Source organism: Kribbella sp. NBC_01510 (genome assembly GCF_045040325.1).
Taxonomy (GTDB): domain Bacteria; phylum Actinomycetota; class Actinomycetes; order Propionibacteriales; family Kribbellaceae; genus Kribbella.
Genome location: NZ_CP109418.1, coordinates 8071380 through 8096502, shown reverse-complemented (window position 1 = coordinate 8096502; position 25123 = coordinate 8071380). Strand labels below are relative to the sequence as shown.

At 69.6% G+C, this 25123-nt stretch carries 27 protein-coding genes; 20 read left to right on the top strand and 7 right to left on the bottom strand.

What is annotated here, in order from left to right:
• The first annotated feature begins 19 nt into the window (after nt 1-19).
• The 19 genes from gap (at nt 20) to OG558_RS39505 (ending at nt 19007) form a co-directional block, all read left to right on the top strand.
• Nucleotides 20-1027, top strand: coding sequence for a type I glyceraldehyde-3-phosphate dehydrogenase (gap, locus tag OG558_RS39595; protein ID WP_329478855.1), 1008 nt, complete (start codon nt 20-22; stop codon nt 1025-1027).
• 11 nt (nt 1028-1038) lie between these two features.
• The gene (locus OG558_RS39590) at nt 1039-2013 is read left to right on the top strand and encodes a PEP/pyruvate-binding domain-containing protein (protein ID WP_405067606.1); all 975 of its coding nucleotides are present in this window, start codon (nt 1039-1041) and stop codon (nt 2011-2013) included.
• Nucleotides 2014-2017: 4 nt separating this feature from the next.
• Complete coding sequence (locus OG558_RS39585) at nt 2018-2608, top strand: 2-oxoacid:acceptor oxidoreductase family protein (protein WP_329478851.1); 591 nt, start codon at nt 2018-2020, stop codon at nt 2606-2608.
• Entirely contained in the window at nt 2592-3764 is a 1173-nt protein-coding gene (locus OG558_RS39580; RefSeq protein WP_405067605.1) for a transketolase C-terminal domain-containing protein, read from the top strand. Before OG558_RS39585 ends, OG558_RS39580 begins: the two co-directional genes overlap by 17 nt.
• An 11-nt stretch (nt 3765-3775) precedes the next feature.
• On the top strand, nt 3776-4765 hold the full coding sequence (locus tag OG558_RS39575; protein WP_405067604.1) for a thiamine pyrophosphate-dependent enzyme: 990 nt from the start codon (nt 3776-3778) through the stop codon (nt 4763-4765).
• Nucleotides 4766-6406, top strand: a complete 1641-nt coding sequence (locus OG558_RS39570) for an NAD(P)-binding protein (protein WP_405067603.1) — start codon at nt 4766-4768, stop codon at nt 6404-6406.
• A 78-nt stretch (nt 6407-6484) separates the two neighbouring features.
• On the top strand, nt 6485-7489 hold the full coding sequence (locus OG558_RS39565; protein ID WP_405067601.1) for a DUF2157 domain-containing protein: 1005 nt from the start codon (nt 6485-6487) through the stop codon (nt 7487-7489).
• The gene (locus OG558_RS39560; RefSeq protein ID WP_405067600.1) at nt 7486-7884 is read left to right on the top strand and encodes an HPF/RaiA family ribosome-associated protein; all 399 of its coding nucleotides are present in this window, start codon (nt 7486-7488) and stop codon (nt 7882-7884) included. The genes OG558_RS39565 and OG558_RS39560 overlap by 4 nt, the downstream gene beginning before the upstream one ends.
• A gap of 161 nt (nt 7885-8045) precedes the next feature.
• Nucleotides 8046-8939 (top strand): fructose-bisphosphate aldolase, encoded by an 894-nt coding sequence (locus tag OG558_RS39555; RefSeq protein WP_329478839.1) that lies wholly within the window; start codon nt 8046-8048, stop codon nt 8937-8939.
• Between the two features lie 13 nt (nt 8940-8952).
• Complete coding sequence (locus OG558_RS39550) at nt 8953-9801, top strand: universal stress protein (protein ID WP_329478837.1); 849 nt, start codon at nt 8953-8955, stop codon at nt 9799-9801.
• Between the two features lie 111 nt (nt 9802-9912).
• A complete protein-coding gene (locus tag OG558_RS39545; protein ID WP_405067599.1) occupies nt 9913-12645 on the top strand; it encodes a cation-translocating P-type ATPase in 2733 nt (910 codons plus the stop codon).
• Nucleotides 12642-13256: a VTT domain-containing protein gene (locus OG558_RS39540; RefSeq protein WP_329478832.1), complete on the top strand. Its 615-nt coding sequence runs from the start codon at nt 12642-12644 to the stop codon at nt 13254-13256. The genes OG558_RS39545 and OG558_RS39540 overlap by 4 nt, the downstream gene beginning before the upstream one ends.
• Nucleotides 13257-13279: 23 nt before the next feature.
• Nucleotides 13280-14050, top strand: coding sequence for an FAD:protein FMN transferase (locus tag OG558_RS39535; protein ID WP_405067598.1), 771 nt, complete (start codon nt 13280-13282; stop codon nt 14048-14050).
• A 5-nt stretch (nt 14051-14055) separates the two neighbouring features.
• The gene (locus OG558_RS39530) at nt 14056-14712 is read left to right on the top strand and encodes a response regulator transcription factor (protein ID WP_405067597.1); all 657 of its coding nucleotides are present in this window, start codon (nt 14056-14058) and stop codon (nt 14710-14712) included.
• The gene (locus tag OG558_RS39525) at nt 14709-15941 is read left to right on the top strand and encodes a sensor histidine kinase (RefSeq protein WP_405067596.1); all 1233 of its coding nucleotides are present in this window, start codon (nt 14709-14711) and stop codon (nt 15939-15941) included. Before OG558_RS39530 ends, OG558_RS39525 begins: the two co-directional genes overlap by 4 nt.
• A gap of 23 nt (nt 15942-15964) precedes the next feature.
• On the top strand, nt 15965-17386 hold the full coding sequence (locus OG558_RS39520) for a ferric reductase-like transmembrane domain-containing protein (protein WP_405067595.1): 1422 nt from the start codon (nt 15965-15967) through the stop codon (nt 17384-17386).
• Nucleotides 17387-17399: 13 nt separating this feature from the next.
• On the top strand, nt 17400-17996 hold the full coding sequence (locus tag OG558_RS39515; RefSeq protein ID WP_405067594.1) for an FMN-binding protein: 597 nt from the start codon (nt 17400-17402) through the stop codon (nt 17994-17996).
• A complete protein-coding gene (locus OG558_RS39510) occupies nt 17996-18442 on the top strand; it encodes an FMN-binding protein (protein ID WP_329478818.1) in 447 nt (148 codons plus the stop codon). Before OG558_RS39515 ends, OG558_RS39510 begins: the two co-directional genes overlap by 1 nt.
• A gap of 73 nt (nt 18443-18515) precedes the next feature.
• Nucleotides 18516-19007: a DUF2231 domain-containing protein gene (locus tag OG558_RS39505; protein WP_405067593.1), complete on the top strand. Its 492-nt coding sequence runs from the start codon at nt 18516-18518 to the stop codon at nt 19005-19007.
• 15 nt (nt 19008-19022) lie between these two features.
• On the opposite strand, the gene OG558_RS39500 is transcribed toward OG558_RS39505, so the two are convergent.
• From OG558_RS39500 to OG558_RS39480, 5 genes are read right to left on the bottom strand one after another with little or no spacing between them, the layout of a single operon-like run.
• The gene (locus OG558_RS39500; protein ID WP_405067592.1) at nt 19023-19481 is read right to left on the bottom strand and encodes a DUF1579 family protein; all 459 of its coding nucleotides are present in this window, start codon (nt 19479-19481) and stop codon (nt 19023-19025) included.
• A gap of 4 nt (nt 19482-19485) precedes the next feature.
• Nucleotides 19486-19893, bottom strand: coding sequence for a hypothetical protein (locus tag OG558_RS39495; protein WP_405067591.1), 408 nt, complete (start codon nt 19891-19893; stop codon nt 19486-19488).
• Between the two features lie 3 nt (nt 19894-19896).
• Entirely contained in the window at nt 19897-20700 is an 804-nt protein-coding gene (locus OG558_RS39490; RefSeq protein WP_405067590.1) for an ABC transporter permease subunit, read from the bottom strand.
• Nucleotides 20701-20705: 5 nt separating this feature from the next.
• Nucleotides 20706-21608 carry an ABC transporter ATP-binding protein gene (locus OG558_RS39485; protein WP_405067589.1) on the bottom strand — a complete coding sequence of 301 codons (903 nt, stop codon included), beginning with the start codon at nt 21606-21608 and terminating at the stop codon, nt 20706-20708.
• A gap of 12 nt (nt 21609-21620) precedes the next feature.
• Nucleotides 21621-22481: a universal stress protein gene (locus OG558_RS39480; RefSeq protein ID WP_405067588.1), complete on the bottom strand. Its 861-nt coding sequence runs from the start codon at nt 22479-22481 to the stop codon at nt 21621-21623.
• 161 nt (nt 22482-22642) lie between these two features.
• On the opposite strand from OG558_RS39480, the gene OG558_RS39475 reads away from it, so the two are divergent.
• Nucleotides 22643-23695, top strand: coding sequence for a zinc-dependent alcohol dehydrogenase family protein (locus tag OG558_RS39475; protein WP_329478788.1), 1053 nt, complete (start codon nt 22643-22645; stop codon nt 23693-23695).
• 61 nt (nt 23696-23756) lie between these two features.
• Here the strand turns inward: OG558_RS39475 and OG558_RS39470 are convergent, their stop codons facing one another.
• Together OG558_RS39470 and OG558_RS39465 are read right to left on the bottom strand one after the other, a co-directional pair.
• A complete protein-coding gene (locus OG558_RS39470) occupies nt 23757-24233 on the bottom strand; it encodes a GyrI-like domain-containing protein (protein ID WP_329478786.1) in 477 nt (158 codons plus the stop codon).
• Between the two features lie 4 nt (nt 24234-24237).
• Nucleotides 24238-25113 (bottom strand): universal stress protein, encoded by an 876-nt coding sequence (locus OG558_RS39465; protein WP_329478784.1) that lies wholly within the window; start codon nt 25111-25113, stop codon nt 24238-24240.
• Nucleotides 25114-25123: the final 10 nt, after the last annotated feature.

The following is a 25123-nucleotide window of genomic DNA, read 5'->3' as shown; positions in this document are numbered from 1 at the left end:
ACCGACTGAAGGGTCGATCATGAGCGTACGGGTTGGGATCAACGGGTTCGGGCGGATCGGGCGGGACTACCTGCGCTGCGTGCTCGAGCGGACGTCGAGCGGCATCGAGGTGGTCGCGATCAACGACGTCGCGGCACCCGCGACACTCGCGCACCTGCTGCGCTACGACTCGACCTATGGACCGCTGAAGGAAGAGGTCGGGCACTCCGACGACACGATCACGGTCGGCGGCCGCACCCTGCGTGCGACCGCCGAGCGGGACCCCGCGCGCCTGGACTGGGCCGCGGTCGGGGCCGACATCGTGATCGAGTCGACCGGCAAGTTCCGGACCCGCGAGGCCACCGGCGCGCACCTGACCGCGGGCGCTCGCAAGGTGATCCTGTCGGTGCCCGGCAAGGACGTCGACGTGACCGTCGTCCTCGGCGTCAACGAGGACGACTACGACCCGGCGATTCACCACGTGATCTCGAACGCCTCGTGTACGACGAACTGCGTCGCGCCGATGGTGTCCGTTCTGCACCGGGCCTTCGGCATCGAGCGTGGACTGATGACGACGATCCACAGCTACACCAACGACCAGGTGCTGCTGGACTCGCCGCACAAGGATCTGCGCCGCGGGCGTTCCGGCGCCACGAACCTGATTCCGACGAGCACCGGCGCGGCCCGTGCGGTCGGCCTGGTCATCCCTGAGCTGGCCGGGAAGATCGACGGCGTCGCGGTGCGCGTCCCCGTCGAGGACGGCTCCCTCACCGACCTGACGGTGCAGCTGTCCGAGGCCGTCACCGTCGAGCAGGTGAACCAGGTCTTCGCGGATGCCGCGGCCGGACCGCTCAAGGGGATCCTGCGCTACACCACGGATCCGATCGTGTCCCACGACATCATCGGCGACCCGGCATCCTGCATCTTCGACGCCCCGCTCACGCAGGTCCAGGACCACCTGGTCAAGGTCTTCGGTTGGTACGACAACGAGTGGGGCTACACCAGCCGTCTGGTCGACATGACCGAGCTCGTCGCCGGTTCGCTGTGACAGGAGGAGCAATGAACAGCGAGAGAGTCGTCTGGCTTCACGGCGACGCAGATCCACAGCAGGTCGGCGTGAAGAACGCTCGATTGGCCGAGCTGACGGACGAGGGCATCCGGATTCCGGAGGGCTTCGCGGTGACCGCCGCGGCGTACCAGGAGTTCGTCCGCGAAGGCCGGCTGGGGCCGGTGATCGCGCAGGAGCTCCGCAGATACCGCGCCGGCCGGGACCTCGTCGTGGTCGCCGCCGCGATCCGGACCGCCTTCCGGGACACATCGCTGCCGCAGGCCGTCAGCGACGAGATCCTCGCCGCCTACGAGGACCTGGGCGGTGACGGTACCGAGGTGGCGGTCCGGAGCAGTCCGGCCGAGACGCAGGACGACATGGCCGACGAGACCTTCCTGCATCTGCGCAGCGGAGCGGATGTGCTCGCGGCCTGCCGCCGGTGCTTCGCGTCGCTGTTCAGTGCCGTTGCCGTTGGCAACCGTGAGCACCGGGGCCCGGACCACCTGGTGGCCGCCATGCCGGTCACCGTGCAGCGGATGGTACGCGCGGATCTGGGGAGCTCCGGCACGGTCCGTGGCGAGAGCACCTTCGTGCGGGTCCGTGCCGCGTGGGGTCTGGGGGAGCCGGTCTCCGGCGATGCCGACCAGTACTCCGTGCATCCGGGCGCGCGCCCGATGATCGTGAAGCACCGCGGCGCCAAGCGAGCCAAGACCGTGTACGCCGGACTCCGCGGCACCGAGGTGGTTCAGACCACCCCCGAGGAACGGTCAGGGCTGGTGTTGACCGATGACGACATCGAGGAACTCGCCCGCTGGTCGGTCATCGCCGACAAGCACTTCAAGCGGCCGATGGAACTCGAATGGGCCAAGGATGGTCGCTCCGGCGGCCTCTACCTGGTCGAGGTCCGCGCGCGGGTGCTGCCCGTGGTGACCATCGACGGTCCCGGTCGAGCGGTTCCGGTGCTTCAGTACACCAGGGAACGGTGACGCGATGTTCGAGGTGCGGATCCATGGCCGAGGTGGCCAGGGCGTGGTGACGACGGCCGAGTTGCTGTCCGTCGCGGCGTTCACCGAGGGGCGGCAGGCCCAGGCGTTCCCGACCTTCGGGTCGGAGCGGACCGGCGCGCCGGTGGTGGGCTTCTGCCGGATCGACGACCGGCCGATCCGCACGCACGAGCCGGTGGCGGAACCGGATGCGGTGATCATCCAGGATGCCGGCCTGATACACCAGACGGAGGTGTTCGCCGGACTTCGTGCCGACGGCTACCTCCTCATCAACACTTCGTGGTCGCTCGTCGAGCTGGGCCTGGATGCGTATGTCCAACGGTTCCGGCCGGAGCGGGTGATGACGATCCCGGCGACCGAGCTGGCCCTGACTCACCTGGGCCGTCCGTTGCCAGGTGCCGTACTGCTGGGCGCCTTCGCCGCGCTGACCGGCCAGGTCCAGCTCGAATCGGTCACGACCGTGGTCGAGGACCGCTTCTCCGGTTCCGTTGCCTCCGGCAACGTCGCCGCCGTGCGCGCCGCCTACGGCCTTGCGCGCAGCCAACTCGAGGAGGCATCCGGTGTTCACACAGATTGAGGGTTCGCGCGGTGTCGCCGAGGCTGTCGCCCGCTGCCGGCCCGAGGTGATCTGCGCGTATCCGATCTCCCCCCAGACGCACATCGTCGAGGCGCTCAGCGTGCTGGTCGCCTCCGGTGAGCTGACGCCGTGCGAGTTCGTCAACGTGGAGTCGGAGTTCGCCGCGATGTCGGTCGCCATCGGCGCGTCGGCGACCGGCGCCCGCGCCTACACCGCGACCGCGAGCCAGGGTCTGTTGTACATGGCGGAGGCGCTCTACAACGCCTCCGGGCTCGGCCTGCCGATCGTGATGACGGTGGCCAACCGCGCGATCGGTGCCCCGATCAACATCTGGAACGACCACAGCGACGCGATGTCGCAGCGCGACTCCGGCTGGATCCAGCTGTACGCCGAGAGCAACCAGGAGGCGCTCGACCTGCACATCCAGGCGTTCCGGATCGCCGAGACGCTGTCGCTGCCCGTGATGGTCTGCATGGACGGGTTCGTCCTCACCCACGCGGTCGAACGCATCGACCTTCCGAGCCAGGAGGTGGTGGACGGCTTCGTGCCCCCGTACGAGCCGCGGCAGCTCCTGGATCCGGACGAGCCGGTGTCGATCGGCGCGATGGTCGGTCCGGACGCGTTCACGGAGGTCCGTTATCTGGCGCACGCCAAGCACTTGCGGGCGCTCGAGGTGATTCCCCAGGTGGCGGCCGAGTTCGCCGCGACCTTCGGCCGGGACTCCGGTGGCCTGGTCCGGGACTACCGCTGCGCGGACGCGGAGACGGTCGTCATCGCCCTCGGCTCGGTCCTGGGGACGGTGAAGGACACCGTGGACGAGCTCCGCGACGAGGGCGTGAGCATCGGTGTGCTGGGCGTGACCTCGTTCCGGCCGTTCCCGTTCGAGGCCGTGCGTACGGCGCTGCGCGGTGTGAAGCGGGTCGTCGTCCTGGAGCGGGCGCTGGCGGTCGGCATGGGCGGGATCGTGGCGGCCGACGTACGGATGGCTTGGCCCGGTGAGCCCTGCACGGTGATCGCCGGCCTCGGCGGTCGTCCGGTCACGAAGAAGTCGCTGCGCGCGTTGTTCGCCGACGCGGTGGCGGACCGGCTGGAGCCGCTGACGTTCCTGGACCTGAAGCGCGACCTGGTCGAGCGCGAACTGCGCCGGACAGGCTGAGAGGACAGATCATGCCAGTACAACGGATCAAGTTCTACCAGACCGGCAGCTTCGCGGTGGGCAACCGCCTGCTGGACCCGGATCAGCAGTCCGTGCAGGCCGACACGCGGCGGACGAACTCGCTGAACTCGGGACACCGCGCCTGCCAGGGCTGTGGTGAGGCACTCGGCGCCCGCTACGTACTCGATGCGGTGATGCGTGCCACCGGCAACCAGATGGTGGCGGTGAACTCGACCGGCTGCCTGGAGGTCTTCTCGACGCCCTTCCCGGAGTCGTCATGGCAGATTCCCTGGCTGCACTCACTGTTCGGCAACGCGCCGGCGGTGGCGACCGGTGTCGCGGCCGCGCTCAAGGCGAAGGGCCGGACCGACGTACGTGTCGTCGGGCAGGGTGGCGACGGCGGGACTGTCGACATCGGGCTGGCCTGTCTGTCCGGAATGTTCGAGCGCAACGACGACGTGTTGTTCATCTGCTACGACAACGGCGGTTACATGAATACCGGCGTCCAGCGGTCCGGTGCGACTCCGCATGGCGCGGCGACCACCACGACCCCGACGGGCAACTCGTTCGGTCAGGGCAAGAATCTTCCGGAGATCGCGATGGCGCACCGGATCCCGTACGTCGCCACGGCGACCGTCGCGGATCTGCGCGACCTGGAGTACAAGGCGAGCCGCGCGATGGAGTTCCACGGCGCGCGCTACCTGCACGTGCTGGTGCCGTGCCCGCTGGGCTGGCGGACCGCCTCCGACGAAACGATCCGCGTCGCCCGGCTGGCCACGGAGACCGGCGTCTTCCCGGTCTTCGAGGCGGTCGACGGCGTGGTGTCCGACGTGACGAAGATCCGCCGGGTCCGTCCGGTCACCGATTACCTGCGACCGCAGGGACGCTTCGCGCATCTGTTCGGCGACACCCCACGCGAGGACATGGTCAACAAGATCCAGGCGGAAGCGGACCGGAACATCCGGATCTTCGGCCTGACCGAACCCGACGAGGTGAGTTAGATGCCCGAGGCAATCAAGCACGGACCGTTGCCGTTCGCGATCACGCTGGACGTGGGCTCGAGCCTGGCGAACAAGACCGGCTCCTGGCGGACGGAACGTCCGGTGTACCTCGATCGGATGCCACCGTGCAACGACGCATGCCCGGCCGGCGAGAACATCCAGGAATGGCTGTCGCACGCCGAGGCGGGCGACTATGAGACCGCCTGGCGGCAGATCATGGTCGACAACCCCTTCCCCGCCGTGATGGGCCGGGTCTGCTACCGGCCGTGCGAGACCGCGTGCAACCGCGCCACGCTGGACGAGCCGGTTGGCATCAACTCCGTCGAGCGATTCCTCGGCGACGAGGCGATCAAGCAGGGCTGGTCCGTCGCGGTCGAGGCGCCGCCCAGCGGCAAGCGGGTGCTGATCGTCGGTGCCGGTCCGTCCGGACTGTCGGCGGCGTACCACCTGGCGCTGTTCGGCCACGAGGTCACGGTCCGGGACAACTCGCCGGAAGCCGGCGGCATGATGCGCTACGGCATTCCGTCGTACCGGCTGCCGCGGGACGTGGTAGACGCCGAGATCCAGCGGATCGTCGACCTGGGCGTGCGGCTCGAGCTGGATACGCCGGTCACCGAACTGAGCGAGGAGCTCGACGAGTTCGACGCCGTCTTCCTGGCCGTCGGGGCGCATGTCGGACGTCGTGCCGACATCCCGGCCGGCGACTCGGCTCGGATCGTCGACGCCGTGTCGTTGCTGGCCGGCCTCGAGAGCGGCGAGGAGCCGCTGCTCGGCCGCCGGGTCGCGGTGTACGGCGGCGGGAACACCGCGATGGACGTCGCGCGCACGGCGCGCCGGCTCGGAGCCAGCGATGCGGTGGTGGTCTACCGGCGAACGCGCGACCGGATGCCCGCTCACGACATCGAGGTCCAGGAGGCGCTCGAGGAAGGTGTTCGGATGCGCTGGTTGTCGACGATCGTCTACGCCGGCGAGGATCGGGTGCTGATCGAGAAGATGCGGCTGGACGACACCGGCTTCCCGCAGCCGACCGGTGAGTTCGAGGAGCTCGACGCGGACTCGGTCGTTCTTGCGCTCGGCCAGCAGGCGGAGCTCTCACTGGTCCAGGATCTCCAGGACGTGCGGATCACCGACGGTGTGGTCGAGGTCGACACCCGGATGATGACCGGCCACGCCGGCCTGTTCGCCGGTGGCGACATGGTCCCGGGTGAGCGCACCGTCACGGTTGCCGTCGGCCACGGTAAGAAGGCTGCCCGGAACATCGATGGCTGGCTTCGCGGTACGACGTACAACCATCCGGACCGGCCCGAGTTGGCGAGTTACGACCGGCTCAACACCTGGTACTACGCGGATGCGTCGGCGACCCTACGGCCCCAGCTCGACGTCGCCCGGCGGATCGCGACCTTCGACGAGGTGACGGGCGGACTGACCGCCGAGAACGCGCTCTTCGAGGCGCGACGCTGCATGTCCTGCGGCAACTGCCTCGAATGCGACAACTGCTTCGGCGTCTGCCCCGACAACGCGATCATCAAGCTCGGCCCCGGTCAGGGCTACGAGATCGACCTGGACTTCTGCAAGGGCTGCGGCCTCTGCGCCGCCGAATGCCCGAGCGGAGCCATCACCATGGTCCGCGACCGCTTCTGACGGTCGAGGTCCGTCGAGCCCGCGGTGACGGGACGTTCGGCCCTGCCCGCTGTTGCGGGGAGAGTCGACAGTGAAGGTATGAGGCAATCGTCGACTGATCACCGGCCGTTGGGGCCGGAGTTGATCGACCGCTGGCTGGGCGAGGGGCTGATCACCAGGGCTCAGGCCGAGCGGATGCGCGCCGACCTCGGTCTGAGCTCGGCGCGGCCGGCACCTGTCGAGCCGGTGGCGCCGTCGTCAGTTCAGGCCGCGCCGATCGTCGGCCCGCCTGAGCGCGATCGCACCTCGCTGATGATCGAGGCGCTCGCGTACCTCGGTGGTGTGATCGTTCTGGTGGCCGCCGGACTTCTCGCCGCCCAGTACTGGGATGCGTTGTCCGAGGTTGCTCAACTCGGCGTTGTCAGCGGGGGAGCGGCGTTGCTGCTGGTCGCCGGACTGGCGGTGCCGAAACACCTCGGAGCCACGAGTATCCGCCTTCGGTCCGTCCTCTGGCTGCTCTCCACCGCCGCCACCGCTGCGTTTCTCGCCCTCTTCGCCGACCTCGTTCTGGACCTGCGCGGCGACGACATCCTGCTCGTGTCCAGTGCGGGAGCAGCCGCGCTTGCGGCCGCACTCTGGTGGCGGCTACCGATCTTTCCGCAGCAGGCCGCGTTCTTCATCGCTCTGATGGTTGCCGCGGCTGCGACAGTCGCGCAGGCGACCGACAACCCACAGGTGCTTGGACTGCCGGTCTGGGTGCTGGGCGTGGTGTGGTTCGCGCTCGGCTGGCGCGGCCTGCTGAAGCCGCGGCGTTGGGTCTTCGCCGCCAGTGCGGCGGGCATGCTGGTCGGGGCGGCTATCACGCTTCCCGCCGATGCAGGCATGGTGCTCGCGCTCTGCACCGTTCTGGCGATCGTTGTCCTGGCCGTGCTGTTCCGCGATCTGCTGCTGCTCGGAGTCGGCGCCTTCGGAGCGCTCAACATCCTGCCGTCGGTGATCACCGAGTGGTTCCCGGGAGAGCTTGCGCCGCCGCTGGTGCTGCTCGGTTTCGGCGGACTACTCGTCGCGGCAGCCGTCTACACAGCCACAAGGGGGAAACCATGAGTCAGCAATCGGCGACCGTGCAACTGACGGTCCAAGGACACGTACCGGACGAAAGCGCCGACTACGCGATCGGCAAGCTGCAGCACGTCGTCAGCCGTACGCCGGACCGCGTCCAGCAGGTCCACGTCGTCCTGAGCCTCGCGGCGAATCCCGCTCACGAGACGCCGGCCGAGGTCGAGGTCGAGGCCGTGGTGGGCGGCGCGTCCGTGCATGTCCACGCGGCGGCAGCGACGCTGGCCGAAGCCGTCGATGAGGCGGCCGACCGGCTCCAGCGGCAGCTCACCGACCTGCGCGAGCGCGGACGTTCCCGGCGCCGGATCGGCGCACCGCGGTCAGCGGCCACGGCCACGTCCGAGCCCGTCGGCGACCTGGCCGAGGAGCAGGAGGACGGCTGACCCCGAACCCGGACGGCCTCCGGACAACCGAGGCCCCGGGTGGTCCTAGGTCCCGGCGCATGCGGGTAGGACGGCTCTGCCGGGGCGGTGCCGACTGGACGAGATTGGAAGTGAGCCTTGGGGCATGGGTCCCGGGAGGCTCGACCAGGAGGTGAACAATCATGCAGACGCGCGCGCCGTTGAGTGAACTCGGACTGAACTGCGGGAAGAAGACTCGGTTGCGGCGGATCCTGTTCGATCATGGGCTGCGGAACGGGACGGCGTTGTTCCTGCCGTACGACCAGGGGCTCGAGCACGGGCCGCGGGACTTCTTCGCGAATCCGCAGGCGTCCGACCCGGCGTACATCGTCAAGCTGGCGATCGCCGGCGACTTCAACGGGATCGCGATCCAGATCGGGCTGGCGGAGAAGTTCTTCTGGGACTACGCCGGCGAGATCCCGCTGATCCTCAAGCTGAACGGCAAGACCGACATCCCGTCGGACGAGGCCGCCCTGTCGCCGGTGCACGCGAGCGTCGAGGACGCCGTGCGGCTCGGTGCGGACGCGGTCGGCTACACCCTTTACGTCGGTTCGCCCGCACAGGAAGCGGATTTCGCGCAGTACCGGCGGATCCGTGCCGACGCGGAGCGGTTCGGGATGCCGTTGATCGTGTGGGCGTACCCGCGCGGCGCGGCGATCGAGTCGAAGGGTGGCACGGACTCGTTCTACGCGGTCGACTACGCCGCCCGGGTCGCGAGTGAACTCGGTGCCGATGTGGTGAAGGTGAACTTCCCGCATCCGGACAAGCGCGACAACGTGAAACCGCCGTACGAGGAGATCTTCAGCTCGCAGCAGGCGATCGACTCGGTGGTGCGGTCCGCGAACCGCACGCTCGTGCTCGTGTCCGGCGGAACGAGGGCCGGCGACGACGCGATGTACCGCAAGGCCGAGCAGGCGATGGACGCCGGCGGTCTGGGACTGATCTTCGGTCGCAACATCTGGCAGCGCGGCTACGACGAATCGCTGGCCTTCGTCGACGGGCTGAAGGAGATCCTCGTCCAGCATCCGAGTCACTGAGGGGAACAGATCGATGGACAAGTACATTCTCGTAGGCGTCGACGACACGCCCGAGAGTCGGCTCGCGCTGCACTGGGCTGTCGAGGCGGCCAAGGGTCGCGGCGCGGCGGTGCGGGTGGTCCGCGCCTATCTGAACGAGCTGAGCCGGTGGCCGGCGCTCGGTGTCGAGGGCTATGTTCCACCTCCGATGCCGATGGAGGAGTACCAGCGCGAGGTCGAAGCCGCGGTGCAGTACGCGCGGGACCGGCTCGGCTACGAGGGCGGATCCGGATGGCTCGCGAACAACGACCCGGCGCACGCGATCCTCACCGAGGCCGGGAACGCCGACATGGTGGTGGTCGGAACCAGGTCACGGAACAAGATGTCGGCCGTCGTCCTCGGTTCGGTGGCGACGTCGGTCGCGGCGAAGGCGCCGTGCCCGGTGGTCGTGGTGCGCGGTGAGCGCCGCACCGGACCGGTCGTCGTAGGCACCGACGGTTCGGCGGAGTCGGAGCAGGCGCTGGCCTTCGGGTTCGAAGAGGCCGCCCGGACCGGGCAGCCACTGAAGGTCGTGTACTGCTGGCATCCGCAGGATCAGCATGCCGATTCGATCGAAAACACCCAAGGACTGCTGAAGAACTGGCTGGCCGAGAGCCTCGCGCCGTACCTGGACAGGTACCCGACCGTGCGGGCGCAGGCCTTGGTGATCGAGGGCCGGGCCGGCGCACAACTCGTCGAACTGTCGGCAACAGCGTCGCTGGTGGTGGTCGGTTCTCGCGGCCGCGGCGGTGTCGCCGGTCTGCTGCTGGGATCCGTCAGCCAGAGCCTCCTGCACCACGCGGACTCGCCGGTCGCGATCGTCCGCCGGCATGAGGAGTCATGATGCGTCACCTGTTGACAGTCGCCGACGTGATGACGACCGAGTTGGTCACCGTCGCCAACGACACGGCTCCTGCCGATACGGCCGGAACGTTCTACTAGGAGCCACGGTTCGGTGACCACTACAGAACTGCCTGCGACAGAACAGGCAACTGATCCGCGCGAGCCCGCCGATCGTCTGTTTCGTGATCTGCGGACGACACCCGACGGCCTGACGGATCGGGAGGCCCAGCGCCGGTTGGAGGCGTACGGGCCGAATGAACTCACCCGGCGACGGGGGAGTGGCTGGGTGGGTGAGCTGGTCCGGCAGCTCACCCACCCGCTGGCCTTGTTGCTGTGGCTCGCCGCCGTCCTCGCGGTGGTCGGCGGTACGGTCGTCCTCGGGGCGGCGATCGTGGTGGTCATCCTGCTCAACGCCGGGCTCGCGTTCGCGCAGGAGCGCCAGGCAGAGCGCGCGGTCGAGGCGCTGGCCGCCTACCTGCCGGTGCTGGCGACGGTGGTCCGCGACGGTGTGACCAAGAGCGTCGAGGCGCGCACCCTGGTGCGTGGCGATGTCGTTGTCGTTGCGGAGGGCAACCGAATCTCGGCCGACGTCCGGCTGTTCGCCGGAGCGGTCGAGATCGACAACTCGACGCTGACCGGCGAGTCGGTGCCGGTGATCCGCTCGGCCGAAGTGACCGATGTCTCGGGCAACCTTCTGGACGCCGGCGATCTCGCCTTCAGTGGCACGAACTGCACCGCTGGCGAGGCCAGAGCGGTCGTGTTCGCGACCGGGATGCACACCGAGCTCGGTCGGATCGCCGCGATGTCGCAACGAGTCACGCGCGAGGACAGCCCGCTGGAGCGTCAGGTCAAGCGGGTGGCATGGCTGATCGCCGCTGTCGCGGTCGGTGCGGGGTTGCTGTTCCTGCTCCTCGGGGTGACTGTGACCGGCCTGTCGGTGCCGGACGCACTCAACTTCGCGATCGGCCTGCTGGTGGCGAACGTCCCCGAGGGCCTGCTCCCGACGATCACGCTGGCGCTCGCGGTCGGCGTACGGGTGCTGGCCCGGGCCGGTGCCGTGGTGAAGCGCCTGTCGGCGGTGGAGACGCTGGGGTCGACGACGGTGATCTGTACGGACAAGACCGGCACGCTGACGCAGAACCGGATGCACGTGACGGACGTGTGGACACCTTCGGGGCCGGTCGCTCTGCGGCCGGCGACCACCGGCGCTGTCCGGCGGCTGGCCGAGGCGCTCGCCCTGTGTTCCAACGCTTCCCACGATCAGACCGGCGCCGACAGCGGTGATCCGACCGAGGTGGCCTTGCTGCGGGCGGCGGCCGAGCTCGGCGCGGACCTGGATGTCGGGTCGCGGGCGAAGGGCCGGATCGCCCACTTCGCCTTCGACCCTTCGGTGCGGCTGATGTCGACCGTCGACCGCGCCGGCGACGCGATGACCGCGCATGTGAAGGGTGCGCCGGAGGAGGTCCTGGCCCGGTCGACGCAGTTCGCGACGACGTCCGGGACCGAGCTGCTGACCGATGCCGCCCGGGCAGAGTTCGGCCGGACGTTCGCGGAGTTCGAGAGCCGCGGTCTGCGGGTGATCGGCGTCGCGGACCGAGCTGTCGATCCGGCAGCGGTGCCGGCCGTGCGGGTCGAGGCAGAGCGCGACCTGGTGTTCCTGGGGGTGGTGGCGATGCTCGACCCGCCGCGGCCCGAGGTCGCCGCCGCCGTCCGGCGCTGTCAGGCGGCGGGCATCCGGCTGATCGTGGTCACCGGCGACAACGGCCTGACCGCGGCTGAGATCGCCCGGCAGGTCGGCATCGGTCGCGAGGGTACGACGGTCGTGACCGGAGCGGAGCTGGACCGGATGACCGAAGCCGAACTGGACCGGTTGCTCGCGGAGGGCAACGAGCTGATCTTCGCCCGGAGTTCCCCCGAGGCGAAGCTGCGGATCGCCGACGCGTTGCGGGCCGAGGGCAACGTGGTCGCGATGACCGGAGACGGCGTCAACGACGCTCCCGCGCTGCGCCGGGCGGACATCGGGGTCGCGATGGGAGCCTCGGGCACCGATGTCGCGCGCGAGGCGGCGACGATGGTGCTGACCGACGACGACTTCGCCAGCATCGTCACCGCGGTCGAGTCCGGCCGCCAGGTCTACGACAACGTCCGCAAGTTCATCGTCTACATCTTCGCCCACGCGACTCCGGAGGTCGTCCCGTTCCTGATCTACGCCCTTTCCGGCGGCCGTATCCCGCTGCCGCTGACGGTGCTGCAGATCCTGGCGATCGACCTCGGGACCGAGACACTGCCGGCCCTCGCCCTCGGACGCGAGCCGGCCGAACCCGGCCTGATGGATCGCCCGCCGCGGCGCCGCGGCGACGGCGTGATCAACGCAACGATGCTGGCCCGGGCTTGGGGGCTCCTGGGCGGCTTGTCGGCACTGCTGGTGATGGGAGCCTTCTTCTGGACACTGCTGGCCGGCGGCTGGCGCCTCGGCGATCCGACCGGCACCGGTGATCCGTTCCATCACCTCTGGCTGCAGGCGACCACGATGTCGTTCCTCGGCATCATCGCCTGCCAGATCGGCACCGCCTTCGCCGCCCGCACGCAGTACGCCTCCCTCCGCACCATCGGAGTCACCTCGAACCACCTGCTGCTGTGGGGGATCCTGTTCGAACTCGTCTTCGCGGCTGTGATCGTCGGCGTACCCCTGCTGGCGTCGATCTTCGGCATGGCCGTCCCACCGGCCTCCTACCTGCTGCCGCTGCTCGCCTTCCCCTTCATCGTCTGGGGCGCGGACGAACTGTGGCGGCTGATCCGTCGCCGGCGCCGGTCGGCACACGGGCTCGGGATGTCGTCATCATGAACGCGATCTTCGACTGGCTCGCCGGACTGCCCGCGTGGCTGGTGATCGCGGCGGTGCTTCTGTTGCCCGCACTCGAGGCGTCGACGTTCCTCGGGCTGGTCGTCCCCGGCGAGACCGCGGTGATCATCGGCGGGGTGGTGGCGCACGCGGGCGGTCTGCCGTTGTGGGCGGTGATGGTCGCGGCAGCCGTCGGTGCGATCGCCGGAGACCAGGTGGGGTTCCTGGTCGGGCGCCGGTACGGTCCCGGCCTGCTCGGTCGGCTACCGCGCCGGCTGCGGCACGAGGAGAAGATCGGGCCTGCGCTCGACCTGATCGCCCGGCGCGGCGCGGTAGCTGTGCTGATCGGCCGCTGGACCGCGGCCTTCCGGGCGCTCGTGCCGGGGATCGCGGGGATGAGCCGGATGGGGCGCGTGGCGTTCACCGTCGCGAACGTCATCGGTGGAGTGATCTGGGCCGTCCTGGTCGCCGGCGGAGGCTACCTGGCCGGGGCGTCGTACCACGCCCTCGAACAGCGCCTCGGACTCGCCAGCGGCGTGCTGCTCGGCCTGTTCGTCTCGGGCCTGGTCGTGGGGCTGATCGTCCGCCGGCGGCGCCGTCGGCGGATTCGTTGAGCTCCACGTCGTACCGTTGCCGCATGACGGCGAGGCGGAGCTGGGTCGAGCAGATCATGGGTCTGCCGATCAGCGTTCTGGCCCGCGGGGAGCAGGCGGACTCCGAGCGGGCGGATGCGGCGGTGCGGGAGGTCTTCGCGGAGCTGGTCGAGGCCGATCGGGTGTTCTCGCCGTACAAGCCTGACAGCGCGGTCAGTCGGCTGGCGCGCGGCGAGGTGGGCTGGGACGACGTGGATCCGGTGGTGCGCGAGGTGGCCGAGCGCTGCGAGCGCGTCCGCGACCTGACCGGCGGGCTGTTCGATCCGGAGCTGCCCGGTGGCGGATGGGATCCGTCGGGGCTGGTGAAAGGCTGGGCGGTCGAGCGCACCGGGGAGCGACTGCGGGCCGTCTCCGAATTGGACTGGTGCCTGAACGCCGGAGGCGACGTACTGGTGCTGTGCCCGAGCAACCATCCGTTCACGATCGGGATCCAGGACCCGCGTGATCCGGGGCGTGTGGTGGCCGCCGTGGCCCGGACCGATGGAGCGGTGGCGACGAGCGGTACGGCGGCCAGAGGCGCGCACCTGTACGACCCACGGACCGGCGCGCCTGTGGTGTCCCGATGGCTGTCGGTGTCGGTGAGCGGTCCGTCGCTGGAGTACGCCGACGTGCTCGCGACCGCCGCGTTCGTGGCGGGAGAGGAGTGGCCGGCAGTGCTCGACGCGCTGCCCGGCTACGAGGGCCTGGGCATCCTTGCTGACGGCAACCTCCTGGCGACACCCGGCTGGCCCGCGGGCGGATCGGCGGCAGAATGACCGCGATGAAACGCATCCTGTTGATCGAGGACGACGCCGATCTGGCCGGTCTCCTCGACCGGGTGCTCGCCGACGAGGGGTACGCCGTGACGCGGGCGGGCGACGGTCAGACCGGACTGCACCTGGCGTTGACGCGGTCGTTCGATGCGATGATCGTCGACCGTGGCCTGCCCGCCGTCGAAGGCCTGGACCTGATCGCCCGGCTGCGCAGCCGCGGCGTCGTCACGCCGATCCTGGTGCTGTCGGCGCGGAACAGCACCGAGGACCGGGTCGAAGGCCTGGACGCCGGCGCCGAGGACTATCTGGCGAAGCCGTTCGAGCTCACGGAGTTGCTGGCGCGGCTCCGGGCCCTGCTGCGCCGCCACCTCGACCACGCCGGTCAGCTGGCCGTTCCGGGCGGCTCCCTGGACGTCGCCAGCCGCACGGTCCGGCAGGCAGGCGGCGGCACGGTCGAGCTGTCCGAACGCGAGGCGGCGTTGCTGGCGCTGCTCGCGGCGCGGCCAGGTGTCGTGTTCAGTCGCGGCGAGCTTCTCGATCGGGTCTTCGACGACGCGGAGTCCGAGACCGTGGTGGACACCTACGTCCACTACTGCCGGCGCAAGCTCGGGCGCGGAGTGATCAGCACCGTGCGGGGCCTCGGCTACCGGTTGGGCAGCACATGAGCGGGCGGCCGATCGGTGACGAGGTCCTCGTCCGCAGGGCCGCTCGTGGCGTTGCCGTCCAGGTCGCGGCTCTGGTCGCCGTGGCGATGCTGCTGCTGATCGCCCTGGTCACGGTCGTCGTGGTTCGCGGTCAGGCGGGTTCGGCCGACGATCTGCTCCGGTCCGCCGTGGCGACCGCCGATGACGTCGGCGATCCGCCGGCCGGCACGTGGCTGGCCATCACCGGTGCGGCCGGTACGACCGTCACGCCGGGGCTGCCGGACGAGCTGCTCCCCGAGCTGGCCGCGCTGCGCGGCGATGCAACCCGTGGCGTTCGGCTGACTACAGTGGAGAACGACGACGGCGAGTACCGCATCGCCACCGGCATCCGCAAAGGCGAGCCTGTGCAGGCTGTGCTCAATCTGGCGACGGCACATCAGGAGCGCGTCCGCCTGCTCCAGGCGATGGGATTCGCGTCGGCGCTCGGTCTGTTGTTCGCCGCGCTGCTGGGCGTCCTGATCGGCCGTCGCGCAGTCCGGCCGCTGGCCCAGGCGCTCACCCTGCAGCGGGCGTTCGTGGCCGATGCGGGCCACGAACTGCGCACGCCGCTGACGTTGCTGAGCACGCGCGCACAGGTGCTCGATCGCACGCTGCGTCGCAACAGCTCGAGTGGCGAGATCCTGCGCGACTCCGGCGGGGTCGTCGAGGACGCGAAGCGGCTCGGCGAGGTCGTCGACGACCTCCTGGCCGCCGCCGACCCCCGCGGCGCCGAGGGCCACGAACCGGTCGATCTCGCCCAGATCGCGGCGGAGGTCGCGGACAGCGCGGGAGCCCATGCCGAGCAGGCCGGCGTCTGGCTGCGGTGGCATGCGGACGAGGGCAACCTGCTGGTCCTCGGCGCGGCCAGCGCGATCCGCCGCGCGACCATCGCGCTGGTCGACAACGCGATCGACCACACACCGGCCGACGGCGAAGTGCGGATCGCCGTACGGCGGCATCGGCGGGACGTGATCCTGTCCGTCAGCGACACCGGTACCGGGATCGGGCCGGAGGAGGCACAACGGGTGCTGCGCCGGTTCGACACGGGCGGTCATCGTGCGGGCCGGGCGCATTACGGACTCGGCCTCGCGCTCAGCCACGATGTCGCGAACCGGCATGGCGGCCAGCTCCGGCTGGCGCCGAGCGAGGTCGGCGCGACGTTCGAGCTGGTCCTGCCCGCGATCGAGGATCCTGGGCAAAGGAAGGACTAAGATTCAGCGGGCATCGTCGGAGTATGACCAACGGCGGTGTTGTCCCGGCGATGAGCCGGCGTCGCATCGCGCATGTCCGGCGGAGGTCTCCCCGTACGCCGGCCTGGTGGCGCGACGCCGTCGGCGTCCTGTGCTGGGCCAGTGTGCTGGTCGTGGTCGCCCTGTGGTTGTCGGGGCGAGGCGCTCAGCTGCTCGCGGCCGGGCCGGCGGATCTGCTGACGTCGCTCGGTCGGCTGTCCGGCCTGGTGGCCGCGGACCTGTTGCTGGTGCAGGTGTTCCTGATGGCCCGGGTGCCTATGATCGAGCGCAGCTACGGCCAGGACGAGTTGGCCCGCAGGCACCGGCTGGTCGGCTTCTGGTCCTTCAACCTGCTGATGGTCCACGTCGCCTTGATCCTCGGGGGATACACGCTCCGGGACCACAACAATCTGCTGCGCGAGACGTGGAACGTCGTCACGACGTACGGCGGGATGCTCCTCGCGGTCGCGGGAAGTATCGCGCTGACGCTCGTCGTCGTCACCTCGGTCCGGGTGGCTCGCCGGGCCTTGCGCTACGAGTCGTGGCATTTGCTGCACCTGTACGCGTACGTCGGGGTGGGCCTGTCGGTGCCGCACGAGATCTGGACCGGCGCGGACTTCACGACCTCGGCGTTGGCGCGGGTGTACTGGTGGTCCGCGTACGCCGTCGCACTCGCCGCGATCCTGGTCTACCGCGTCGCCTTGCCGGTCTGGCGGACGCTCCGGCACGGGCTCACGGTCCGCGAGGTCGTCCGCGAGGGTCCCGGCGTGGTGACAGTTCTACTGGCCGGTCGTGGCCTGCACCGGATGCCGGTCCAGGCCGGTCAGTACTTCGTCTTCCGGTTCCTCGACGGCCCGGGATGGTCGCGCGGCAATCCGTACTCGCTGTCGGCCTCGCCCGCGCCGGACCGCCTGCGGGTGACTGCCAAGGCGGCCGGTGACGGGAGCAGCCGGCTGGCCGGGTTGCGGCCGGGCACCAAGGTCGCGATCGAAGGCCCGTACGGGCGGCTGACCGGCGAGCGGCGGGTCACCCACAAGGTCGCGATGTTCGCCTGCGGCATCGGCATCACACCGCTGCGGGCCTTGCTGGAGGAGCTCGCGTACGAACCGGGCGACGCCGTCCTGGTGTATCGCGCGCACGATCTCGACGACCTGGTGTTCCGCGACGAGCTCGAGCAGCTGGCCCACCGCCGCGGGATCGCGATGCACTACGTCCTCGGCCGGCGGATCCGGAACCGGAAGTCCTGGCTGCCGGAGAGCGCCGCGGCGTGGACCGACGAGGACGCCATGCAGCAGCTCGTCCCCGGCATCAGCCAGTACGACGTCTACGTCTGCGGCCCTGACCTGTGGATGGACGCGGTGTGCGCGGCGGCCACCGGAATCGGCCTGCCGCCGAACCAGCTGCATCAGGAGCGGTTCTCATGGTGAGAGGAGTACGTGCGTGAGGCGCGGGATCAAACTGGTCATGTCGGCCGCGACCCTGGTGGTCGTCGGCGTCGCACTGCGGGCGAGCGCCCAGCCGCACTCGTCGGCCGCGGTGGTGTCGTCCGCTCCGGCCGGGCGGTCCCGGCACGCGCCGACTCGTCCGACACCGCTGCCTCCCAATCGGTCCGGCACCCGGACGGCGCCGCCGAGCCGCCCGAGTCCCACCGACGACGACTCGGATCGCCCAAGCCCTCCCGCGACACGCCCGAGCTCCGCCACGCCGCGCCCGAGCGCGTCGCCGACACGCCCGAGTCCTTCGAAGGCCTCGGCTGTGACCGTCGCCGGTGATCTGGTCCAGACGCAGTACGGACCGGTACAGGTCGAGATCACGATGCGGAGCGGGCAGATCACCCGGGCCCGTGCACTCGCCCGGCCGAGCGGGGACGGCCAGACGGACTCGATCAACAGCTACGCGATCCCACAACTGGTCCAGGAGACCCTTGCCGCGCAGAGCGCGCGGATCGACACCGTGTCCGGGGCGACCTTCACCTCCGAGGGATACCGGCAGTCGCTGCAGTCGGCGCTCGACGCGGCACATCGAGCCGGTGCGTGATGAGGACCCACTCGGAGCGGCTGCGACGCAACGCGGCGGTCGTCGGGGCGACCGGCGTACTGCTCGGTCTGCTGTTCCTCTACCCGACGAGCACGAATCGGACCGACTCGCCGACCTCCGCCGCGGTCAAGCCCGGGGTCGTCAGCACGGGACCGGCGACCGGCGTCCTGACGGTGAACGGCAGCTCGGAGGGCACCCGGTACGGTCCGGTGCAGGTCCGCGTGACGATCCGTTCGCGCCGCCTGGTCGCTGTGACCGCACTCGTCTATCCGTCGTCGGGAGGGCGCGACCAGGAGATCAGCGCGTACGCGCTGCCGCAGCTCGAGCACGAGGCGATCGCGGCCCAGAGCGCGCAGATCGACACCGTGTCGGGCGCGACCTTCACCTCGGACGGATACCGGCGCTCGCTGCAGTCCGCCCTGGACGCGGCCCACCTGCAGGGCTGAAGTCCTCCAAGAAAACACCAAGAACGGTCTGCCAGCGTGGCGACTCCAGATCAGCACGATCCGAAGGAACCTGATGCAGACAGTCAATGGTCTCCCTGCCCATGTGCTCCTCGTCCACGCCATCGTCGTGCTCCTGCCGTTGTCGGCAGCGTTGCTCGCACTGACCGCGATCTGGCCGGCAGCCAGGCGCCGATTGGCCGGTCCGAACGCGATCCTGGCGCTGTTGGTCGTCGTACTGGTGCCGATCACGACCAGCGCGGGAGAGTTCCTCGAGCACCGTTTGGCGCCCAACGCGCTCATCCACCAGCACGCCGAACTCGGCGACACCGCAATCTATGCGGCCATCGGAGTCGCCGTACTGGCACTGATCGTCTGGTGGCGGCAACGGGAAGGCCGCGGCGCGACCCCGGCGAAGCGCGCCTATCTCGCACCAGCCTCGAGCGCTGTGACCGCGGTCGTGACCGTGGCCGCCGTCGTCGTCTCGGCCGCGGCGGTCTACGACGTCGTCAGAATCGGCGACTCCGGCGCGAAGGCGAGCTGGAGCGGGTGGGCCCAGGGCTCCTGACCGCGCCGGTCGTGCTCACTTGGTGGTGGTGCAGAGGTACCTCTCGATGAGGTTGAAGGGGCCGCCCTGGACGGAGACTTCGTTGCGCCAGATCATCGTGTGGTCGTCGACGAGATGCCAGGAGAGGCGGAGGCGGACGGGTGGGCGCCCGATGCTCTCGAAGGTGAGCAGGTCGCCGTTGATCCGGCCGGACAGGATCTCCAGGTGGCCGTAGTTGTCGGCGACCGAGGCGCGGTACTCGCCCGCCTGTGGATCCCAGCCTGCGACCCAGTGCAGCTGCCAGTGGAGGACGAAGGTCCCTTCGGTGAGGAACTGGTCCTGCCGGTAGTCGCCGACGATCCACAGTCCGTTCTGGATGGTGTGATGGCGGCCTTCACCGGTCGCGGTCATGGCAGGACTCTCCGGGCCCATGCCGCCGGCCTGGATGGTGCCGGTCCAGCGCACATTGCGATGGAACCGGGCGAGCTGGACCATCTCGTCACCGGGCTGTACCGGCAGCGGAATTCGTGTTACCGGCGTCGATGTCATCGTGTGCCTCCCGAGATGCTGCTGATGTGAAGGTGAGGTGTTCGGCGAGCTGGGCGGAGCACAACGCGAGGGTTGTGGCGATGGCGATGGTCAGGAGCAGAGTGGATGGAGACAGGGCAAGGTTCAGGGTTGCGGCGGCGACTGCGGCGACAGCGAGGATGGTGGACTGCCAGCTGACGGCGTCCGGACGCTCCCCGTCGGAGCAGAGGATGATGATCACTCCGCTCAGCAGGAGTGTCACGCAGGTCATTCCACGAGCGGTGATGAAGTTGCTGGAGGCAAGGAACAGCAGGTAGAGCACCACCAGTACGGCGATCAGGGTCGAGGCCACGAGGTCGCGGCGGCCGAGCGTGGGCATGGCTCAGCCGCCGTGGGCGGTCGAGATGTCGCGGCCGTCGAGGGCGGGCAGCGCGATCGCGACGAGGAAGGCCGAGCCGGCCAGCAGCCAGAGGTAGCTGAGTTGGAGGCCGGCACCGAGCGGTCCACCGTTGAACGCCTGGTGGATGGGGGAGTAGGGCTGCCAGGACTCGAAGCGCGGCAGGATGAGTCCGACGGCGTAGACGACGTACGCGGCGGTGGCGGCGGCCGCGGCGATCCCGATCGCGGCGGAGCGGCGTCCGGTGAGCGCGCCGGCGGCCAGGGCCAGTACGCCGTACTCCACGCCGAGCAACGTCATCGCGAGCGCGCCACTCGCGGCGGCTGGAACGCTGATGCCAAGGCCGAAGATCAGGCTGCCGAGCGTGGTGGCGACGAACAGCGCGAACCCGAGGACGGCGATCGACAGCGCCAGCGCGAGCGCCTTGTCCACAACGATCCGGAAGCCGGACACGGGCGTGACCAGCAGCAGCTCGAGGGTCCCGCGTTCCTCTTCGCCGGCCAGGGCACGGGCGCCGTGGCCGATGCCGTAGACCAGGAAGAGCCCGGGCAGCATCAGCGTGAACAACTCGGCGTTGAGGAAACCGGCGCCCGTGGTCATCGCGTCGAGGTCGAAGAACTTGCGCAGTTCCTCCGGGAACGACTGGTACAGCTCGGTCAGGTTCGGCATGTCCCGGACCGACGGCCACAGGGCGCTCTCGAGCAGCACGAGTGCCACGATCGCGATCGACCAGCCGATCAGGCCGCGGCGGGCGTCGTACATCGACTTCAGGAAGACGTTGCGGAACATGGCGCTCACTCCCGCCCGGTGTAGTAGTCGAGGAACGCGGCCTCCAGGTCGGCCTCATGGCTGACGACGTTGGTCACCTCGTACGGCCCGACCGACCTGATCAGCTCCGCGGTCGATCCGGTGACGACGACATGCGCGGTGCGGCCGTCGATCGTGAGCTCCTGCACACCTGGTACGGCGTGGATGCGGTCCGCCGGCGGGGTAGCGGCGAAGGTGAGATCGAGGCGGCGGCGGGCCTTGTCCCGCAATGCTTGGACGGACTGCGTCGTCACCAGCCGGCCGGCTCGCAGGATCGCGACAGTGTCGGCGACGGCGTCGATCTCGGACAGGACGTGCGAGGAGAGGAAGACGGTCCGGCCGGCGCCCCGGGTCTCCCGGAGCAGGTCGCGGAACTCGCGCTGCATGAGCGGGTCGAGTCCGGTCGTGGGCTCATCCAGGATCAGCAGGTCGGGCTCGTGCATGAACGCCTGGACGATGCCGACCTTCTGCCGGTTGCCGCGGGACAACATACCGATCCGGACACTCAGGTCGAGGTCGAATCGCTTGGCCAGCAGTTCGATCCGGTCCCGGTCCACACCGCCGTACAGATGGGCGAAGTAGTCCAGGTACTGCGCGCCGGTCAGGTCCGGGTAGGCGACGAAATCGCCGGGCAGGTAGCCGATCCGCCGCTGGATGACGTCGTACTGGTCGTTGGCGTCGAACCCGAAGACGACCGCGGAGCCGGACGTCGGGCGGATCAACCCGGCGAGCAGGCGGATCGTGGTGGTCTTGCCGGCGCCGTTCGGCCCGAGATAGCCGAGGATGACGCCGGCCGGGACGTCCAGGTCGAGCCCGTCGAGCGCGGTCCGGCGGCCGAACCGCTTGGTCAGTCGCCGGGCTTTGATGACGATGTCCCCATTGAGTGTCATGGCAACGAATCCTCAGCTGTGATGGATGACGGCGACCGGGCAGTGCGAGTGGTGGAGCAGGCCGCGGGCCACGGATCCCAGCCGCAGCTCGGAGAACGCGGTGTGGCCGAGCCCTCCGACCACCACCAGGTCGGCGAGCTCGGACTCGTGCGCGAGCACCCGCACCGGATGATCGGCGACGGCACGATGGTCGACAACGACCTCGGGGTACTTGGCTTGCCAGTCGTCCAGCTTCCGGGCCAGGAGTTCGTCGGTTGCGTCGGCCCAGGTCGGCCGGCTCGGGTCGGTCCAGACACTGGGATCGGGGTAGCTCTCGCGGATCTCGACAGCGTGGACACCGACGAGTTCGGCGTTCGTCGCGTCGGCCAGCTCGAAGCCGAAGCGCAGCGCGTCCTGGCCTTCCAGTGATCCGTCGACGCCGACCACGATCCGCCGGTGTGCGGGCGCCGCCGGATCCCAGGTGTCGGGTACGACGACCAGCGGCACCTTGGTGCTGAGCGCCGTACACGCCTGGGATGTCGATCCGAGCACGAGCTCCGCGAAGCCGCCCATGCCGCGGCGGCCGACGACGAGGGCCTGGGCACGCTCGGACAGCTCGAGGAGGATCTTGGCCGGGTGGCCGTGGCGCACTTCCAGTGACCCGGTCGTGAATCCGATCCGCTCGAGCTCCTGGAGGGCGTCTTCCAGCACCTCGCTGCCGTCGTCCGGTCCGGTCGGCCGTGTGCTCGTGGGGAGCTGCGGCTGATCGTCCAGGACGTAGACGGCGTGCAACCGCGCCTGCCGCAGGGTGGCGTACGCCGCCGCCCAGCCGAGCGCGATCAGGCCGTCGCGTGATCCGTCGATCCCGACCAGTACAGGCTGTTCCGCTGACATGGGACACCTCTCGGTTCGTACTCCTGCAGTTCCAGTCAAGCCGTGCGCGGGCGCTGGAGGGAGGGCCGAAGGTCCCGCCTGCAGGTGTAGTTCGGCCGCAGTCAGGACCGGTGCGGAGGGCCATTGTCGAGAGTGGAAAGTCTCGTCTAGGGAGGTCTGTGATGAAGGCATTGGTCTACAACGGTCCAGGGCAGCGGAGCTGGCGCGAGGTGCCGGATCCGGTGATCCAGGATCCCGAGGACGCGATCGTCCGCGTCGACGCGGTCACCATCTGCGGCACCGATCTGCACATCCTGAAGGGTGATGTGCCGACGGTCGAGCCGGGCCGGATCCTCGGTCACGAGGCGGTCGGCACGATCACCGCTGTCGGCAGCGGCGTCCGTGGCGTGGCGATCGGTGACCGGGTGCTGATCTCCTGCATCACGTCCTGCGGCCGGTGCGAGTACTGCCGGCAGGGTCACTACGGTCAGTGCCTCGGTGGTGGCGGCTGGATTCTCGGTCACCTGATCGACGGCACCCAGGCCGAGCAGGTCCGGGTTCCGTTCGCCGATCGGTCGGTGTACAAGCTGCCGGACAACGTCAGTGACGAGGCGGCGGTGCTGCTGGCCGACATCCTGCCGACGTCGTTCGAGGTCGGCGTACTCAACGGCAAGGTCTCGCCGGGTGACACGGTCGTGATCGTGGGAGCCGGGCCGATCGGCCTCGCGGCGATCGCCACCAGCAAGCTGTTCAGCCCGTCGCGGATCATCGTGGTCGACGCCGCCGACTCGCGGCGCAAGGCCGCGCTCGAGCGGGGCGCGGATCTCGCGCTCGACCCGGACGACGACGTGGAGAAGACGGTTCGTGAGCTCACCGGTGGACTCGGTGCCGACGTCGCGATCGAGGCGGTCGGGATCCCGGACACCTTCGAGCTGTGCACCCGGGTCGTCCGGGCCGGCGGGACGGTCGCGAACGTCGGTGTGCACGGTGCGCCGGCGACCCTTCACCTGGAGGATCTCTGGATCAAGAACGTCACCATCACGACCGGCCTGGTGGACACGTCGTCGACGCCGCGGTTGCTGTCCATGCTCGCGGCGGGCCGGCTGGAACTGCCCGAGCTGATCACGCACCGGTTCGGCCTCGACGAGATGCAGGACGCGTACGACGTCTTCTCGCGGCCGGCGGTGACCGGTGCCCTGAAGGTCGCACTGTTCAGCGAAGCCGGAGTCGAGTAACAGCACAACAGCCGCGGTCCGCGACCTGGCGTCGCGGACCGCGGTTGTTGCCGTTCGGGGGTCAGACGTCAGCAGCCGAGAAGGTGATCGGCTGGACGACCTCGATGCGACCGCCCAGATCGTCACAGGTGGGCAGGTCGTGGTAGATCTCCCAGCTGTCTCCGTCGCGGTCGGCGCCCTCGAGCTGCAGCCAGTCGTCGATGGCTTGGCGCGCCGGGCCGATCTTCTCGTGCGCCCCCTTGTACTTCTCGACGACTGCCGGGCCGGCCGGCAGAGTGGACGGACGGACCAGGCCGGAGCCCGCGATCGGAGCCGCCACCGGGAAGCCGGCCTCTACCTCGATGAGATCGTCGTGCACCCGGTGGCCGCGGGCGAACGGGTATCCGGACGGTGGGATGCCGCGGCGAAACAGGTACGTCGCGACCTCCGCACAGGCCCGGGGCACGAAGTCGGTCAACTGCGCCGGGACGAGGACCGTGCGCCGGACGGCTGTCGCCTGCTCGGCGAGTATCCGTGGCTGCGGTGCGGAGCTGGACATGGCGTCAGCGGACGATGGCGACGGGGGACTGGGCGTGGTGCAGGACGCTCTGGCCGACCGAGCCGATGAGCAGACCGGTGAAGCCGCCCCGGCCGCGCGAGCCGACGACCACCAGGTCGGCCGAGTTCGCCCGGCGAACGAGCGCCTGGGCCGCCGATCCGCTCACGAGTTCGGTCCGCCACTGCACATCCGGATGATCCGCCGCCGCCCCGGCCACGGACTCGGCGACGAGCAGCCGGGCTTCCTCCTCGATCTTCTGCGCGTCGAACGCAAGCATCGAAGCCCCGTCGGCGTAGTTCAGCAACGACGTGGTCCAGGCGTGCAGCGCGACGATCTGAGCGCCTAAGGCCTCGGCCTGGTCGAAGGCGAAGTCGATCGCCTTGGCCGACGCCTTGGATCCGTCGACTCCGACGACCACGGTCGGCCCCTCGTGGGCGTGCGCGCGCAGGTCGTGCGGGATCACGATGACCGGGCACGGAGCGTGCGTGGTCACCTGGACCGCGACAGACCCGACCAGCAGTCCGCTCCAGCCGCCGAGGCCGCGCGAGCCGAGGACAACGAGGCGGGCGTGTTCGGCCCCCTCGAGCAGGGCTGGTACTGCGGCTCCGCCGACGAGGCTCGTTTCGACCTGCAGTTCGGGGTGCTGCAGACGGACGCTTTCGGCAACCGAGTCGAGCCCCTTCTGACGCGCCGTTCGCAAGGCGTCGAGCGGAACTACGTGACCCGGCGAGGGACGCACGGTGACGATGAGCTCGAACGCCTCCAGGATCCGGAGCGGAGCCAGCTCGCGGACGGCTTCGGCGACGGCCCAGCGCAGAGCGCTCTGGCTGCTCGGCGAGCCGTCGTAGCCGACGACGATCGGAGCGGGTTGTGACGACATAGTGTTGGCC

What these genes read in the sequence shown, in the direction of transcription:
- gap (WP_329478855.1), top strand. Translation starts at nt 20, where the DNA reads ATGAGCGTACGGGTTGGGATCAACGGGTTCGGGCGGATCGGGCGGGAC.
- OG558_RS39590 (WP_405067606.1), top strand. Translation starts at nt 1,039, where the DNA reads ATGAACAGCGAGAGAGTCGTCTGGCTTCACGGCGACGCAGATCCACAG.
- OG558_RS39585 (WP_329478851.1), top strand. Translation starts at nt 2,018, where the DNA reads ATGTTCGAGGTGCGGATCCATGGCCGAGGTGGCCAGGGCGTGGTGACG.
- OG558_RS39575 (WP_405067604.1), top strand. Translation starts at nt 3,776, where the DNA reads ATGCCAGTACAACGGATCAAGTTCTACCAGACCGGCAGCTTCGCGGTG.
- OG558_RS39570 (WP_405067603.1), top strand. Translation starts at nt 4,766, where the DNA reads ATGCCCGAGGCAATCAAGCACGGACCGTTGCCGTTCGCGATCACGCTG.
- OG558_RS39565 (WP_405067601.1), top strand. Translation starts at nt 6,485, where the DNA reads ATGAGGCAATCGTCGACTGATCACCGGCCGTTGGGGCCGGAGTTGATC.
- OG558_RS39560 (WP_405067600.1), top strand. Translation starts at nt 7,486, where the DNA reads ATGAGTCAGCAATCGGCGACCGTGCAACTGACGGTCCAAGGACACGTA.
- OG558_RS39555 (WP_329478839.1), top strand. Translation starts at nt 8,046, where the DNA reads ATGCAGACGCGCGCGCCGTTGAGTGAACTCGGACTGAACTGCGGGAAG.
- OG558_RS39550 (WP_329478837.1), top strand. Translation starts at nt 8,953, where the DNA reads ATGGACAAGTACATTCTCGTAGGCGTCGACGACACGCCCGAGAGTCGG.
- OG558_RS39540 (WP_329478832.1), top strand. Translation starts at nt 12,642, where the DNA reads ATGAACGCGATCTTCGACTGGCTCGCCGGACTGCCCGCGTGGCTGGTG.
- OG558_RS39535 (WP_405067598.1), top strand. Translation starts at nt 13,280, where the DNA reads ATGACGGCGAGGCGGAGCTGGGTCGAGCAGATCATGGGTCTGCCGATC.
- OG558_RS39530 (WP_405067597.1), top strand. Translation starts at nt 14,056, where the DNA reads ATGAAACGCATCCTGTTGATCGAGGACGACGCCGATCTGGCCGGTCTC.
- OG558_RS39525 (WP_405067596.1), top strand. Translation starts at nt 14,709, where the DNA reads ATGAGCGGGCGGCCGATCGGTGACGAGGTCCTCGTCCGCAGGGCCGCT.
- OG558_RS39520 (WP_405067595.1), top strand. Translation starts at nt 15,965, where the DNA reads ATGACCAACGGCGGTGTTGTCCCGGCGATGAGCCGGCGTCGCATCGCG.
- OG558_RS39510 (WP_329478818.1), top strand. Translation starts at nt 17,996, where the DNA reads ATGAGGACCCACTCGGAGCGGCTGCGACGCAACGCGGCGGTCGTCGGG.
- OG558_RS39505 (WP_405067593.1), top strand. Translation starts at nt 18,516, where the DNA reads ATGCAGACAGTCAATGGTCTCCCTGCCCATGTGCTCCTCGTCCACGCC.
- OG558_RS39500 (WP_405067592.1), bottom strand. Translation starts at nt 19,481, where the DNA reads ATGGTCCAGCTCGCCCGGTTCCATCGCAATGTGCGCTGGACCGGCACC.
- OG558_RS39495 (WP_405067591.1), bottom strand. Translation starts at nt 19,893, where the DNA reads ATGCCCACGCTCGGCCGCCGCGACCTCGTGGCCTCGACCCTGATCGCC.
- OG558_RS39490 (WP_405067590.1), bottom strand. Translation starts at nt 20,700, where the DNA reads ATGTTCCGCAACGTCTTCCTGAAGTCGATGTACGACGCCCGCCGCGGC.
- OG558_RS39485 (WP_405067589.1), bottom strand. Translation starts at nt 21,608, where the DNA reads ATGACACTCAATGGGGACATCGTCATCAAAGCCCGGCGACTGACCAAG.
- OG558_RS39480 (WP_405067588.1), bottom strand. Translation starts at nt 22,481, where the DNA reads ATGTCAGCGGAACAGCCTGTACTGGTCGGGATCGACGGATCACGCGAC.
- OG558_RS39475 (WP_329478788.1), top strand. Translation starts at nt 22,643, where the DNA reads ATGAAGGCATTGGTCTACAACGGTCCAGGGCAGCGGAGCTGGCGCGAG.
- OG558_RS39470 (WP_329478786.1), bottom strand. Translation starts at nt 24,233, where the DNA reads ATGTCCAGCTCCGCACCGCAGCCACGGATACTCGCCGAGCAGGCGACA.
- OG558_RS39465 (WP_329478784.1), bottom strand. Translation starts at nt 25,113, where the DNA reads ATGTCGTCACAACCCGCTCCGATCGTCGTCGGCTACGACGGCTCGCCG.